This is a genomic window from Paenibacillus sp. FSL k6-2145 (genome assembly GCF_037976585.1).
Classification (GTDB): Bacteria; Bacillota; Bacilli; order Paenibacillales; family Paenibacillaceae; genus Paenibacillus.
Map to the genome: position 1 here is coordinate 6,843,821 of NZ_CP150267.1, position 15,700 is coordinate 6,859,520.

Here is a 15,700-nt window from a genome sequence, read left to right on the forward strand (position 1 = left end):
CTTCCGATGTAGCTTTCTTTCAGAAAGCTTTCAGGCGACCGCTTCGCTTCTTCAGAATCGATTTCGTCCCCTCCACTACGTTGGCACTCTTGAAACTTATTTTTAAAGTGCGCCTAATTTCTAACTCATTTTCAAAGTACACACTCAAATGCCGATTAATTAACTTGGTTTAATAGGTATGGACATCATAACAATTGATTTGTCTGTGAGCAATGTCATTTCGCGGCAATTTCATTTTGTCATTTTGTGGTCTTTTCTCAGATTTAGGTCTTCGCGATCTTGAATATGTATAAAACCCACCTGTATAATAGGTTATAAGTGAAACTTTTAAAATCTACAAACGATACTTATACAATAAAGAGGTGTTCCTGATGACCGAGAGCATGAAGGAGGACCACCATGAGTTTTTGGATATTATTTTCTTCACTCCATCTGAATTCGAGAAAGCTGGTGGCGCTTGGCCGATTCGCATTGGCCGCAATATAGCCAAGACCAACTATCATATTGGCCCGCGTACTACGCCTTATCATTATTTGCTATTTGTGCTGGAGGGGGAAGGTACATTCATACAGAACGGACAGCGTCATGCCCTTCGAGCCAGGGATGCATTCTGTCTGTTTCCACATGTTCCCCATGAGTACTGGACTGATCCAGAGAACACGTTGCAGAAAATATTCATTGCATTTGATGGCGCACATGCATCGGAACTGCTTTCCCGAATTGGACTTACACCCGACTCACCGTACCGTTCAGGTGTACTTGCCCCAGAGACTGCAAATGCCATGCGCTCGTTCATGGAGGATGTTCGCAAACCGCAGGACGAAGCGAGTGATCTGGGACGACTCACCCGTTTTCTAAGCCTCTTTGACCGGATAGCCCGTTCCCCTGCAACCAAAGGATTGCAACCGGATTCGGCCACACCTTGGCTTCAGAAAGGCAAGGAATACATGGACATTCATTTTGCAGGCGGCATCTCCGTGGAAGGTGTGTCCGCTCATGCGGGTGTGGATCGAACCCATTTTGCCAAACAGTTCCGCAAAGCTTATGGTCTGTCCCCTGTGCAATATATCCAGCAATTGAAAATGAATCAGGCCAAACGCCTGCTGGTGCAGACGCCGCTAAGCTTAACTGAAGTGGCTCATTCCGTAGGTTACCCGGACTTGTTCTCCTTCTCCAAAGCGTTCAAAAAGCAAGTCGGTTTGCCGCCCAATCGCTATCGCACAGCGGAGAGCACGAAAGAATGAGGGAGCGACCTTTCGCTCCCAGCCTATAATCCATGCCTTATGCACCACGCCTTGTGTATGGTTGTGTAAGATGTCGCCTTTAGCAAATTACAATGGACTCCTGTGCTTCATATCCTGCACATCCTAGTGCTGCAAAACCCATTACGAAATCCACCACAAAAAAGGCAAGCCCCTTCAACCCGGGACTTGCCTTTTTTCTATACTATAGTCTTGACTGCACGTAACCAAAACGAGGAACTTTTTTTACGTTGATGTAACGCTATTCCTTCTCCTCATCCTTACGTGCAAGCGGAATACCATTCTCCTTGGCATACCATGCTTCATAATGATGCACAGCCACACCCGCAAAAGAAGAATGAGAGGAACCCAGATCAAACACCTTTGCCATCTCTTCATTCATATTGCTAACCGGTTTACGGAAAAAGGTCAGGTGATCCCCCTCGTGTGTATCCGCGAGTTCCGCTCCAATCCAGACTTTCTTGCCGAGATCATCCGCTTCGTCCAGTTCTTCCTTGGACAGATCATACATCTGCTGACCACTGTCCCGGTAAGCCATAATGGCCACCGCATCGAAGTGGGAGATCACCCAGCGACTGAATGTACCCTCACCTTCAGCCGACTGACGTGCATCAAGCCAGAACGGAATGGCAGCGCTCATGTACAGTCCGGCATCCTCGCCGGCTTTTGTCCAGGCCTTCATGTTGTTCTGCCACTCTGCAATGACGCTGCTCTCCTCGTTCTCCCAGCGCTTCAGCTGATACGGCTCCACATCCAGTTGAATGCCTTCGAAGCGTTCATTCTTGGCCGAAGCTGCATTGTATGCTCGTACTCGCTCGATAAAAGCAAGCCCTTCATCCCGCTTTTCCTCATAGGCCCAGTCTGCATGACCGTTAAGTCCATGCACTTCAATCTCGGCCTGCCCTGCAGCCGCAATGAATTTACGGTATGTTGCGTCAGGCACCTCATCCTGGATTTGCAGGAAGATGGTATCCACGCCCTGTTCTTTGGAAAAGGCAATAATCTCAGGCGTCTGTTCTGCAATAATGGACGCGTCCCACAGCCAGGTCGCTTTATGCTCCTCTGCCGAGAACCATTTGAACATCCAGGACAGAAGCAGCAGGCACAACACCACAGCCAGAATGGCCCATTTCGCCATACCCACCAGTTTGCCCCGTTGCCTCATATATTTCCTCAGACGAGCAACGCTTCACTTGGTTCAAGCACAGGATGCTGTACCGAGTGACCAATCTTGTAAATATGCGGATGTGTGTACGAACGGAACGCATTACGTGTATCCAGAATCGGCACACCCATCTCGGCAATATCAAAATAAGGCAAATCGCTGTGGTTGGTGATCAGCACGATGCAATCGTACTTTTTGAACTGCTCCAGATTGAACACTTCGCTGTGTACGGTCTCGCCATGTTTGTCCTTGAAGGAATCCGCATGTGGGTCGTAGTAGCTTACGTTAGCTCCACTTTCCTTGAACAGTTCATATACTTCCAGTCCTGGTGATTCACGCAGATCGGCAATATTCGGTTTGTAGGACATGCCGAGGAGCAGAATATTGGATTTACGTACGGATTTAGCGTATTCGTTCAGAATCGTTGACGTTTTGTTCAAGACATAATATGGCATGTTGTCATTGGTAGATTGCGCCAGCTCAATGAATTTGCTATAGAAACGGAAGCCTTTGGCCTTCCATGACAGGTACATCGGATCAAGTGGAATGCAGTGTCCACCAATGCCTGGGCCTGGATAGAATGGCATGAAACCAAATGGTTTCGTCGCCGCCGCGTCAATAACTTCCCAGATATCGATGCCCATACGATCGCACATCATCGCCATTTCATTTACAAAGGCAATGTTCACACTGCGGAATGTGTTCTCCAGCAGTTTCGACATCTCAGCCACTTTTGGTGAAGATACCGGTACTACAGTTTCTACATATTTGCTATATAACGCTGTTCCGAGTTTCAAGCAAGCTTCGGTCGTGCCCCCAATCACTTTCGGCGTATTAAATGTTGTGAAACGTCCGTTCGACGGGTCCACACGCTCAGGCGAGAAGCACAGGAAGTAATCTTTTCCTGCTTCATGTCCAATTTTGTCCAGCTCATCCTGGATCAGCTCTTCGGTTGTACCTGGATAAGTAGTGCTCTCCAGCGTAATCAGCATGCCTGGTTTCATATGCAGTTTGATCTGATCCACAACCGTCTCGATGTAAGACGTATCCGGGTCCTGATTTTCACTAAGCGGTGTCGGTACGCAGATACTGAGTGCGTCGATCACGCGCAGCATACTGTAATCTGTCGTTGGCTGGAAACGACCGCTTTGCATTACTTTTTTCAACTCATCAGACGAAATATCGTGAATATAGGAATCTCCTTGATAGATACTTTCTACTTTGGACGCATCCAGATCAATTCCGATTACCGTGAAACCTTGATTGACCATTTCCACGGCAAGTGGAAGTCCTACGTAACCGAGCCCGACGACGCCGAGTACAGCTTCTTTATTTTCAATCGCATTCAGTAATGTGTGGAATTGTTGATTCTCCATGATATTCCCTCCGGGCAGTGTATTTTGTTGGTGCTTAAAATCCATATAAATAGATGAGTGTCTGTGCTCTAAATGTTGCTCTAATCTATCTGATTCATAGTGTAAAAAAAGCTCTTTCTTTGCACTTCACACAATCAGCTTATTCAAGCTATCTTCTAATGCAGGCAGCGTCTGATTCGGGCATCCAGCTCTACAGGTGAAAACGGTTTGGTCATGTAATCATCCACGCCGCTGCGGAAGCATTGACTAATCGTCTGCTCGACACGTTGCTCGGTCAACACGACAATTTTGGGTGGCTGCTCCATCTCCAGGTTCTGGATATGATGGATGAATGGCAGACCGTCGATGCCATACAGATTCAGCTCCGTGAGCACCAGGTCTGGTGTAACCTTCTCGATCAACTCCAGTGCAGCCAGTCCATCGACAGCTTCATAGGTTTCGTACCCCTGCATCTTCAACCGCAATTGCAGGAATTCGCGTACCGTAGGATCGTTGTCCACAATCAAAATGCGTTCCGGCTCGTCCGCTGTAGTGTCCAGCGTGTAGATATGAATCTCCGACGAATCTACGAGCTTCGAGGATTCAGCCATATGCTGAATGGTTGCCTTCGAAGGGCGCTCCCCTTCCGGGAAACTCGCCAGTGTAATCTGTGGATCGGCACCGGGTACAGTCTCTTGCAGTTCATGCTTGATCCGAAGTCCTTCATAATGAACTTCATCCAGTGACAACCCTGGCAGCAGGACGGCAATCGCCTGAGTGGCCCCATCCTTCCACACCTGGAAGGCTGTCCCGCTCGTCTGCTCCAGATGTGTCCTGACCTGCTGCTCAGGTTGAGAGTTTCCTGCACAATGGATGAACATTAAGCCGCATGTTTCGGCACCCGTTTCCTTCAATCCCTGTTCTACACTTCGGTACACATTAACGGCAGCCTCACGCTGCAATGTCGCCGTATTTGGCATGTTCTTTTCCACCCTTCTCCTCGATTATCTATATAAGTCCAAAAAATGTTATTTACACTGACACTCCGATGACAGAACAACCTTACGATCACTGTTATCCCCAGATTTTTTGATTCCTTTATACAAGGGGAAATCCGGGAATAAGCGTATGCTTTCGATGCAGCTTTCTTTCAGAAAGCTTTTAGGTGCACGCTTCGCTTCTTCAGGCTTTTTCTGCCCTCTCCGTTATCGTGTAAATGTCTAGTTGGACATATAATTGCTTTGATTATTCTTTAATCAAGCGGCTTCGCTTGTTTTCTTCTCATCCTCGGACCAGCTTTGGCGTGTCATGGTACCCCATGAATTGTTGTTTTGCATGAACTGCACATGTCCCTGCAACCTCCACAATACGCCGAGCTGGTGGTAACCTACGAATTTCAGCGCGGAGTAGACCAGCATTTTGACCAGATCCGAGAGTTTGTTGTAACGCTTGAAAGCAATCTCCTCCAGGACAAGTGCGCCTACACTCAGCAGATAACCACTCACAAAGTTCAGCAGTCCGAACAGAACCAGAATCGGCCATTGCGTCATATCCAGAAGGACATATCCGGCGAGTGCCAGAAGTCCGGTAATCCGGAAATACGGGTTCAACGCTTCAAAAAGGACGTTATATGGCATGGTCACCATACCCATAACCTTATATTTCGGATTGAACAGCATGCCCCGATTCTCCAGCATGTTCTTCAGGTTCCCACGGCCCCAGCGCTTGCGCTGACTGGACAAGATCCGGTAGGAATCCGGTGCCTGCGTCCAGCACACAGCCTCAGGGCAGAAGGCAATGCGATACTTCAATTTGTTTTCCAGCATGTAACGGTGAAGTTTAATGATGATGTTCATGTCTTCCCCAGGATAACCATCCCGGTATCCGCCTACGGCGATTACTGCGTCCTTGCGGAACATGCCGAAGGCACCAGAGACAATGATCAGACCGTTCATGTGACTCCAGCCAATCCGTCCACCCAGGAAGGCTTTGAGATATTCGATCGACTGGAACATGGGCCAGATCTTGCGTGGCAGCGATACATCTTGCACTGCCCCGTTTTCAATTTTGCAGCCATTAGCGATCCTTACATCTCCACCGATGGCTACTGTCTCTTCCGGATTCTCCATATACATGCGAGCCATGCGGATCAGGGCATCCTTCTCCAGCAACGAATCAGCATCGATGGAAGAGATCAACGGATAATGGGACAGGTTGATCCCGGCATTGAGGGAATCGGCCTTACCGCCGTTTTCCTTGTCAATGACATACAGATCCGGGAACTCTGGATTGTGGTAGATCCCACGAATTTTCTGACAGGCGATCTTACCCCGAATCTTCGTATTGGGTACTGGCTTCAGACGATATTCTTTCAACAGGATATTCAGTGTCGCATCACTGGAGCCATCATTTACAACAATGACTTCATATGTTGGATAATTCAGCGTCATCAGACAGTTCACATTTTCAATAATCGTCAATTCCTCGTTGTATGCCGGTACCAGCAGTGATACTGAAGGAACCAGTTCCGAGCCTGACAATGTATTGTATTTGGAATAATGCGACCGCCGGAAGATCGTCCAGATGTTACGGAACGATAAGGCCAGAATGGAAAAATAGAGCGTATTTACAAAAACAACATAGTAGATTGCGACCATGCCGTAGATTAATAGTAGATCCCTAAGCAGTGTAATCCCCTCCTACCGTAGCGACACCTGTGCGTTTCTTGCTGGTTCTGTTCTCTCGGACAGGGCCAAAATAGCGATCGTACAGCAGTCTTTTTTTGTTATGTGCAATCATCTGCTCTACAGCTCTGTCATCGGTTCTCGTGTGCTGCATGGTACTCTCAATCTGCTGCATCGCAATCTCGCGCTCAGCAACTGTACCTTGCACCGCAGCCTGACACAGCGCTTCGAATCCCGGTTCACCGAGCTTGCTCAGACTCTCCGCACTGTTATAGCGAACTCTCCAGTCTTCATCCCGCAGCGCTTTGCGCAGTAATGGAATGCTGCCAGATGCATGTTTCGAACCAAGCGCTTGTACCACTTCGGCGCGAACTTCGGGGTCAGGGTCCTGAATCAGCTTCAGAATCGTCTCATCCCGGAGCGCCGGACTTGCGCTAAGATACAGCTTCACCGCTTCGGCACGTACATCCTGATGTTCTGCGCCTACCAGTCTGTCGAGTGCAGGCATCACTTCAGGTACAGCTTGTCCCCACATAGCAACCAGTCCGACTTTAACAAAATCAGGATTCCGGTCTTCCAGCAATTCAATTAGAATTCTGCTCGTATCCAGACTCGTTTCGAGCAGAATATCTGCTGCCAGATGGTGAATGGACTTACCTTTCGTTAACAGCAATGCCAGCATGTCTTTCAGTTCACCTTGCCGAGTCGTACATCTGGAGATGGACCGACCAATCATAATGGCCATCGGGCCCGGTTTCTCATCCTTCAGCAATTCCATCAAACCCGGAACGGCTTCGGGACAACGCATGCCACCCAAGCGATAAGCCGCATCAATCTGGCGACCATAACGCAGACGGCCCAGTTCCTTCAGATCATGCTCTACGAATCCTGCTTCACGGCATAGTGCGATTAATTTATCACGATACTCACCCTTGAACTGGTCGATCCATTCAATCAGCCTGTCCTGAATGACTCTGCGTTCCAGCGGAGCCAGTTTGCCTGGTGGCAATTTGAGCGGACTATTTTCGGTCAAGGCCGTTTGCAGATAGGTGAAGTAGTCACGCTGCTTCAATTCATAAAACGCCGTCTTGCGTCGTTTGCCATTGTGGGACATTTTCATGGCAAACAATACGATGACGCCTACAACAACAAGTGCGATACAGATGTACAAAAACAGATAGGCCAAAGCCAAACTTGGAAACATGTGAAAAGGTCCTCCTTTATACTCATTTATTCGATCTGAAAACTAGGAATTTTTTCATAGCTCTTCTTCATTTTTTCGTAGCTTAGCTTCAGGCGTTCACTATACTGCACCTGCTCCCAAGGCTGCCAGCTATATACGGGCAATGTCTTCAGATCCAGGGTCGTCTGTTCACCCCCAGGCCAAGATACTTTCTTCGTGGCGCGGTCCGTTAACCACGGAATGAGGGTAACACCTTCCACAGCAACTGTGGAGAACTCACGTCCATTCTTGAGCGGCCCATAGTCGATCGCTTGCAGCGAACTCGGATCACCGAACCCGAGCAGCATCCAGGGAATTCGCATCTCCACCTGATTGCCGTTATACTGCCATGCCGTTAATGAATCCGTATCGGGCTGACTGGGAGCCGTCGTTCCCCGCTTCAATGTTCCGACCTTTTCATTCATGAACGGTTGAGCAGATCGGGTATCCGGAGGTGTCATCCTCAGGCTGACTGCCAGATTCCATGGGTGGAACGGATCTGCGGAGTCTGACTGCTGATCTGGCAGCATGTCGTATCCTTCTTTGCCGTACAGACGCTGATTAAAGTCATAATCCTTGGCAATCTCCACCTGTGATTCTTCATCCTGCCCCAGTGTAATCACCGTCTCAAGACCATCACTGAGCGTCCGGCCCGGGAGTAACTTGTCAGGCTGACTGCCTCCAGCAAGTGTATCGGTCCCAATTCGTAACACTGTCTTAGCCGGGTCAAACGGTTGATCCAAGGTCAGCCCAATATACAGATAAGCTTCATCATGGGTCATCTTCATTTCCTGAATGCCGTCCACTTGGCCCTGCCAGGTCGTGACCTCTTCATCCTTCAGATCATTCCAGTCATCCAGTGATCCGTCGATGGTCAACTGTTCCTGTTTACCGGGGTCCATGGCAAGCAGACCAAACATCTTCTCGTTTGTCAGCACGTTCAGCCAATATGCACGGCGATCAGCCGGGATTTCCAGTGGCATCGTGTTCCATGTTTTCTTGAACCATTCATCCTGCCACATGAACACAATCGCTCCCGAGTATCCTTCATCATAGATATCCTGCGTCAGTGACGCGTCAATATCTCCCTGCTCTACTTCGTTATGTCCACCCTGATTCCGTCCTCCCATACCCAGATGGGAAATACCAAGAGAAGAGGGTACGCCATACTCTGTAATCATTACAGGCATATCGGAAAACTCGGCTTTCAGCTTGCGCAGATAACTTTTGTACGTGTTGTACTCACCGTTCTCATCCTTGATCGTTTGGAGTGTTTTATCGATATGGAACAAATCCGGGTAATACGGGTACACATGGTAGGCTGCAAAATAACCTCCCTGCCATGCCTCCGGCTGAATATGTCGGGCATCCACACTGACGAGATCCTCTTCATACAGCGGCTCGCCGGGATGATCCAGCACATCGGTCGTTACCCAATTGGTGAAGGTCATCGGATGTTCCCATCCATACTTCTTCTCCAGGACCGCCGTATGATCCAGTAACTCTGCGAGCCAGTTCTCGAACGGTGACGCTTCTGGACTCGCCGAGAAATAAGCTCCCTTGTACTGCGGCACGTCCGCATGTTTTGCGTTTGTGTTGTCTACCATGGCCGGGTCCCATTCCGTCCCCACATGCCAGGCCATCAGGTATTTTCCTGCATTCGTTTTGTATTTGCCGCTGGACTCTCCCTGCTTGGCAGGAATGTCCGCATCGCCATAGACAGCAGATACGGCCTTTTCAATCTCCTGCTTGAACGTCTGCTCAATATGGGCTGCATAGGCATCCTGTTTCTCAATCAACTCTTCTTCAGGTGACCATATGCCCTGTATAAAATATAACGGTTGCTCCCGGCCGCGGTTATATTCGACTAATGCGGAGTAGAAAATGGGTTCGTGAACCGTGTATACCCGGATTACATTGGCTCCCAGATCCTCGATCTGCTGGAACCACCGCAAGTAATCCTCTTTGGTCAGCGGGAATTCTCCCGGGTAATGCCCCGGTGAAGTTGCGCCCAGGTTGACACCTTTGACGAACATCTCCCTCCACGTTCCATCTGGCCCGTATTCCATGAACCGGTCTCCATCGGTCTTGAATTTCATCTCCGTGCCGTTCTCCGCTGTGTACGTAACGAGCTTGGGTTGCATATAGTGCCATCCGGCAAATATCCCACCGGTCACCACCACTGCTCCTGTCAACACCGTTAATAGCCAGCGTCTTCGTCTTTGTCTGCTCATGTCTTTAGATTGCTCACCTCTCTAATATGCATCCTGCTTCAACATCGAATGGTCCAACATGAAGTTTACGAATCATTCCGCTTCGGATGTCCGCTTGGTAGAGATGTCAGCGGTGTAGTTCTCACTATAGCGCTAAGACTCTGCATTTGTAACTAGGCTGATGGAAGCAAACATGAAATGGAACATTCTGCCCATAATTCGTAAAAAGCGCCATCAACTAGCATCCGAAAGCCTCCAGAATACGTCTGATTCCCAAACACTAATATTTGCTGGAATCGCATGGATTAGATACCCTGCTGATCTTGCACTTCTGGAACCTTTATTGTTATGTGCAACGCGGGTACAGGCAACGTTTGCCGTTTGAACACATACCCCATTAAACGCGAGTTATATTTTAAAGTTGCGGACCTTTTTACAGTATTAACCATAAAGATTACAAAATTGATACTATAGTCCGATAACGCATCAGCGATATTCCGCGTCACATCAAGGTTTTCTGAAAAATGCAGAAAATCAAAAAAGGACATCAGTCCCCCTCTATAGGACTGTGCCCATTTATAACCCTTTTACAAAAACCCAAATGAACGCCCGGTCATCACCCAGAGGTCACAGATCTCTCACATTAAATGTAAAAAAGCACATCTTATTTCCTAATTTCTGCCTCTAATATAGCTAACCCATAATTGTGTCCAATTTGCAAAATAATTCCGGTTGCTGCATTTCGAATTGTCGGATATGCTTATAAAACAAGAACACTTGTTCCATACTGTAAATAAACTGTTAATTATCGATGTTCAAATGAAGATCATTGATACTTAACAGATGAGCTTAGCATCACGGATAAGGAGAGACGTCTTATGCCCCGCCAAGACAGACGTGTCATCATGCTGGCAGACTGCCAGTCATTCTATGCCAGTGTTGAGAAGTCTGCACACCCCGAATACAAGGACCGCCCCCTCGTTGTTGCGGGAGATCCGGCGCGCCGTTCGGGTATTATTCTTGCGGCCTGTCCACTCGCCAAGTCCTATGGAATTACGACAGCAGAACGACTAGGCGAAGCGCTTGCCAAATGTCCGGATGTTGTTGTTGTTCGCCCTCGGATGGCCGAGTACATTCGGGTGTCCCTTCATATTACGCGTATCCTTCAGTCTTACACCGATCTGGTGGAACCCTATAGTATTGACGAACAGTTTCTCGATGTCACCGGAAGCCTGGATCTGTTCGGTAGTCCCGAGACGATTGCCCGCAGCATTCAATCGAGGGTGATGGATGAGACGGGTGTGTACATTCGGATCGGTATCAGTGATACGAAGGTCGTTAGCAAGATGGCCTGTGATCTATATGCCAAAAAAGTCCCTAGTGGCATCTGCACGCTGCCTCGCAAAGATCTGCCTTCAACCATCTGGGAGAAGCCTGTGCGAGACATGTTCATGGTTGGTTCCCGCATGGCACAGCATCTCTACAAGATGGGCGTCCATACGATCGGTGATCTGGCCCAGACCCCATTGTCCCGACTGAGAGAACGTTGGGGGGTGAATGGCGAGGTACTGTGGCGTATCGCCCGCGGTATTGACGATTCCCCGGTCAAACCCGGGACATATACTCATCAGCAGCAGGGGATCGGACATCAGATGACGCTGCCCCGGGACTATGACTCTTGGGAAGATATCAAAGTGGTACTGCTTGAACTGGCGGAACTCGTCAGTCGACGTTCCCGGGACAAATCACTCATGGGCCATGTGGTCTCGGTTGGTTGTCGCGGACAGGATTATGATCGGCCAACCGGTTTCTCCCGCCAGATGAAGGTGAATGAACCCACCAATATTACGGATGAAGTATACGATGCGGCAGCAGCTCTGTTCCTGCGCCATTGGGACGGATTACCCATCCGCCGCATCAGCGTGTCATTGACCGGACTTGTACCCGATTCTGAAGTACAGCTGTCCTGGTTTGATGACCGTGAACGTAAAAGAGAATTGGAACGTGCCACGGATGATATCAAGCGCAGGTACGGAGATACCGCCATCATGCGGGCATCCTCCCTCTGCTCGTCCGCGCAAGCCCATGAACGTTCTCATAAAATTGGAGGTCATTATAAATGAGTAAAAAATTGCAGCAAAACGGTATCTTCGAGTCCTCACGCATGATGCTCCCCGAACACCGGGAAGCTTACATTCTTCATCAGGAACAACTTGCTCCTCGTACCCGCCCATCCCTGGATGCCCAGGCCGCGGAAGAAATGTCCCGTTTGCTCAGCAACTCGATGATGCTTGGAGATAGGGTCACTATTACGTTGTTTCACGAACATGACGATATCCGTTACACGGGGCAGGTGCTTCGGCTGGACCGTCCTGCCCGGACCCTCAGACTACTGATGGAAGATGGGTCCCGGGATATTCAGATGAACCTCATTACAGATGTGGCCCTAGCCAATGACTGAATTAATAAATGAAGGCGTATATACCCACCTCGATGTTGTGGATGTTCCATGATAGATGCAGCATGGTCGTTACCATGCAGGACTGCCTTCCTACACATCCTGATGAATACCAAAAATAGCCGACGAAACATATCCCCAACATTCACTTCGTTCAAAAGAAGCAAAATATCGGATATGTGATTCATCGGCTACATATGAGGGTATGACTTTTTTCAGAAAACTTTTTAGAAAAAGCTCCAGTCGAATTCCTTGGACAGACGCTCGAGCAGGTGTACGCCAGCAATACTGTTGCCTTTGCGATTCAGAGCCGGGCCTACAAGACCAATGCCGAATTGTCCTGGTACAAGGGTCAAGATGCCTCCAGATACACCACTCTTGGCGGGCAAACCTACCTCGATGGCAAATTCGCCTGACGCATTGTACATCCCACAGGTCGTCATGAAGGTTTTGGCAATCTGTACATATCGGCGAGGAATAAGTTCATTGCCCGTAATTGGATCTGTTCCATCATAAGCCAGAACAAGTGACATTCGTGCCAGATCAGCACAGGTAACTTCAATGGAGCAATGACGGAAATACACGGCGAGTACATCTTCCACGTCATCCTTGATCACGCCATTATGCTTCAGGAAATAACCAAGCGAACGATTCAGGTGACCGCTCTCCGATTCGGACTGAAATACCTCTTCGTTATAGCCCAGCTGATCATTATTCGCCAGTTTGCGGAAAAACTCCAGAATGCGGCGTGATTTTTCTTCCTTACAGTCTCCTCCAACAAGCGAGGACACCGTAATCGCACCTGCATTAATCAATGGATTAAATGGAATACCGGGTTCAACCAATTCAAGCTTGATCATCGAATCGTAATCGTCGCCTGTCGGTTCTTTTCCTACATTAAAGAAAACCGCTTCTTCCCCATGATCCATCAGGGCCAGAATAAGGGTAAATACTTTGGAGATACTTTGCATCGTAAATGGAACACCGCAATCCCCTGCCGACACATGGTTTCCTTCGGCGTCCATGATATGTATACCAAGCTCATCCTGAGAGGCTTTGACAAGCTCTGGGATATAAGAAGCCACCTTACCCTGACCGGTGTGCAAACGACTGGTCTCCAGCCACTCCGGCAGTAATGCATTCAGACGTTCCATGGTTGAATTGCTCATATGTCATCTCCTCCACATCTCTATATAAGCAAGCATCTTGCATGAAATGTTGAACCCATGCACCATAATGATAATGAGCCCCATCTGCATCATGCAAGATGCCATATATTATCTGATTACCCTCAGAACAGTTCCTTTACCGCTTCATTTGAAGATTCAACTCCAAAATCTCGCCGGGAAGACCATCGTAATCGCCTGTCCAGGTGGATACAAAATTCTGGCGGGTCAAGATCCGGCGGGAAGCAGCGTTACCCGGATCGATAACTGCATAGAGTGATCCAATCCCTGCGGCTTGTGCCTGAATAATCAACCGTGATGCTATGGATGTGCCTTGACCTTTGCCCCAATGTTCAGGCAGGATCATGTAACCTATCTCAGCCTTGGTCGGGTCCTCTTGATCCGGAATCAATTTGGCATACGCCACACCGGCACCATCTTCACTAAATACCCGGTAATGTCCGCAAGTGGAACGCTCATTAAACTCCAGCATGGACTCAAATTGCGTTCTCGCCTCTTGCTCCGGTATTGCACGTTCTGTAATCTGTTTCATTACTTCCATATTGGAAACCAATGCATAATAATCATCAAAATCAGGTTGTGTGTATTTAATGAACTTCATGATATGCCTCCTCTGGGGTACATAACTTGGTCTTAGTCTTGATGAATTCATCTAGAGTATAACAGATGCGAATGATGGAATGCACACAGGGCACCACGCTCGCAGGCAGCCAGATGGTCCGCTAGGCCAACAAGTCAGCAATCTGACAACTGTAGATACCAAAAAGCGGCCTCGTCTGGAGACCGCTTTGTTTACTTTGTTTTTTAATTTGCTTTTTAAGATGAAGAAATATTCTCTGTTCCGTACTTCCAGTGCATGTGTCAGCTTGCCCGTGATGAAGGGTTAAGGTTCATCTGTTTTTCACGTTGACGTGCACGACGATTTTGACCTGGAGGGGTGATGATCAGTGCGAGCAACAGCGAGACAGCGCAGAGTACGGCAATCACGATGAAGGTTAGATGGAATCCGCCCAACAGGGCGCTGATGAATGATCCTGCCAAGGCACCAAATCCAAATCCCTGATAGATGACGCCATAGTTTTTGCTCTGATTCTTCAGTCCGAAGTAATCGGCCACAATTGCCGGGAATACCGTAATGTTACCGCCAAAGCAGAATGCAACGGCCGCGACACAGGCGAAGAAAATCCCGAAGGTCAGTGGAACCAGACTAAGTGTCATGACAGCTACGGCTGTAACAAGCAGCGCACCAGCGATGACCTTCATTCGTCCTACTTTATCCGACAGCGCACCGAGAATAATACGTCCTGCCGTGTTAAAGATCGCAACCATGGCCACTGCGTTTGCAGCGGTAGCTACATCAAGTCCAGCGAGCTGTACACCGATATCTTTGACAATACCGATCAGATACAGGCCACTCATACACGCCGTGAAGAAAATAACGAACAGCATGTACGCTTCTTTTGTACGCAGCATCTCTTTCACCGTGTAATCATGACGCGCCACGACTTGTTTGGATCCTTCCTTGCTTGCCGGAGCCTGTTCACGAACAACCGCTTCACGGATCAGGAATGATCCCGCAACGACCAGAACCAGAACGATAATGCCCCAGTACATAAATGCCTGAGCAGGACCAACGGAACCAATTAATGCCGAGTTCACATATTTGAACAATAAACTACCGGTACCAAAGGCGCCGACCGAGATCCCCGAGATCAGACCTTTGCGCTCCGGGAACCATTTGATCAGATTAGACAGTGACGTAATGTACGCCGTACCATCTGCAAAACCAACAACAAATCCAGCCAAAATGTACAGCAGTGTTAACGAGGTGACTTGAGAACTCAAAATGAGACCCAACCCAAGCACAACCCCGGCTACACGGATCAGGCGCTGAAGACCCCAACGTTCCTGCAACCGACCTGCAAACAATGTGGCAAAAGCCAAAGCAAAACTGGTAATTGAAAAAGTTATCGCGACCGAGCTGACGTCCCATCCGAAACGATCAGACAACGGTTGATTAAATAAACTCCAAGTATAGATGGTTCCAAGACCCATTTGTACAATGATGGTCCCCAAAACAATAAGCCAGCGGTTCATTTTTGTAGGTGCAGATGTTGATTCAGGTGTTGATGAAACGGATGAAATGGTTGCTTT

The 15,700-nt window shown here is 48.5% G+C and carries 12 protein-coding genes; 3 read left to right on the forward strand and 9 right to left on the reverse strand.

The features are described from left to right. The first annotated feature begins 371 nt into the window (after nucleotides 1–371). Nucleotides 372–1,244, forward strand: coding sequence for an AraC family transcriptional regulator (locus tag NZ043_RS30345; RefSeq protein WP_339309988.1), 873 nt, complete (start codon nucleotides 372–374; stop codon nucleotides 1,242–1,244). 259 nt (nucleotides 1,245–1,503) lie between these two features. Here NZ043_RS30345 and NZ043_RS30350 read toward each other — a convergent pair whose 3' ends face one another. From NZ043_RS30350 to NZ043_RS30375, 6 genes are all read right to left on the reverse strand, one after another. Continuing rightward, nucleotides 1,504–2,427 (reverse strand): hypothetical protein, encoded by a 924-nt coding sequence (locus NZ043_RS30350; RefSeq protein WP_339309989.1) that lies wholly within the window; start codon nucleotides 2,425–2,427, stop codon nucleotides 1,504–1,506. A gap of 8 nt (nucleotides 2,428–2,435) precedes the next feature. Then, complete coding sequence (locus NZ043_RS30355; protein WP_124116107.1) at nucleotides 2,436–3,803, reverse strand: nucleotide sugar dehydrogenase; 1,368 nt, start codon at nucleotides 3,801–3,803, stop codon at nucleotides 2,436–2,438. Between the two features lie 155 nt (nucleotides 3,804–3,958). Beyond that, nucleotides 3,959–4,762, reverse strand: coding sequence for a response regulator (locus tag NZ043_RS30360; RefSeq protein WP_339309990.1), 804 nt, complete (start codon nucleotides 4,760–4,762; stop codon nucleotides 3,959–3,961). A gap of 276 nt (nucleotides 4,763–5,038) precedes the next feature. After that, a complete protein-coding gene (locus NZ043_RS30365) occupies nucleotides 5,039–6,439 on the reverse strand; it encodes a glycosyltransferase (protein ID WP_176872555.1) in 1,401 nt (466 codons plus the stop codon). 22 nt (nucleotides 6,440–6,461) lie between these two features. Then, complete coding sequence (locus NZ043_RS30370) at nucleotides 6,462–7,670, reverse strand: HEAT repeat domain-containing protein (protein WP_091018251.1); 1,209 nt, start codon at nucleotides 7,668–7,670, stop codon at nucleotides 6,462–6,464. A gap of 26 nt (nucleotides 7,671–7,696) precedes the next feature. After that, nucleotides 7,697–9,922, reverse strand: coding sequence for a hypothetical protein (locus tag NZ043_RS30375; RefSeq protein ID WP_289389772.1), 2,226 nt, complete (start codon nucleotides 9,920–9,922; stop codon nucleotides 7,697–7,699). An 857-nt stretch (nucleotides 9,923–10,779) separates the two neighbouring features. On the opposite strand from NZ043_RS30375, the gene NZ043_RS30380 reads away from it, so the two are divergent. Together NZ043_RS30380 and NZ043_RS30385 are read left to right on the forward strand one after the other, a co-directional pair. Continuing rightward, nucleotides 10,780–12,024, forward strand: a complete 1,245-nt coding sequence (locus tag NZ043_RS30380) for a DNA polymerase IV (protein ID WP_339309991.1) — start codon at nucleotides 10,780–10,782, stop codon at nucleotides 12,022–12,024. Continuing rightward, nucleotides 12,021–12,362 (forward strand): YolD-like family protein, encoded by a 342-nt coding sequence (locus NZ043_RS30385; protein ID WP_062835342.1) that lies wholly within the window; start codon nucleotides 12,021–12,023, stop codon nucleotides 12,360–12,362. Before NZ043_RS30380 ends, NZ043_RS30385 begins: the two co-directional genes overlap by 4 nt. A 224-nt stretch (nucleotides 12,363–12,586) precedes the next feature. On the opposite strand, the gene glsA is transcribed toward NZ043_RS30385, so the two are convergent. The 3 genes from glsA to NZ043_RS30400 all read right to left on the reverse strand — a co-directional run bounded on the left by glsA (nucleotide 12,587) and on the right by NZ043_RS30400 (nucleotide 15,643). Next, nucleotides 12,587–13,528 (reverse strand): glutaminase A, encoded by a 942-nt coding sequence (glsA, locus tag NZ043_RS30390; protein WP_091028684.1) that lies wholly within the window; start codon nucleotides 13,526–13,528, stop codon nucleotides 12,587–12,589. A 136-nt stretch (nucleotides 13,529–13,664) separates the two neighbouring features. Beyond that, on the reverse strand, nucleotides 13,665–14,147 hold the full coding sequence (locus NZ043_RS30395) for a GNAT family N-acetyltransferase (protein ID WP_133385468.1): 483 nt from the start codon (nucleotides 14,145–14,147) through the stop codon (nucleotides 13,665–13,667). A 260-nt stretch (nucleotides 14,148–14,407) separates the two neighbouring features. Beyond that, a complete protein-coding gene (locus tag NZ043_RS30400) occupies nucleotides 14,408–15,643 on the reverse strand; it encodes an OFA family MFS transporter (protein ID WP_339312914.1) in 1,236 nt (411 codons plus the stop codon). Nucleotides 15,644–15,700 lie beyond the last annotated feature (57 nt).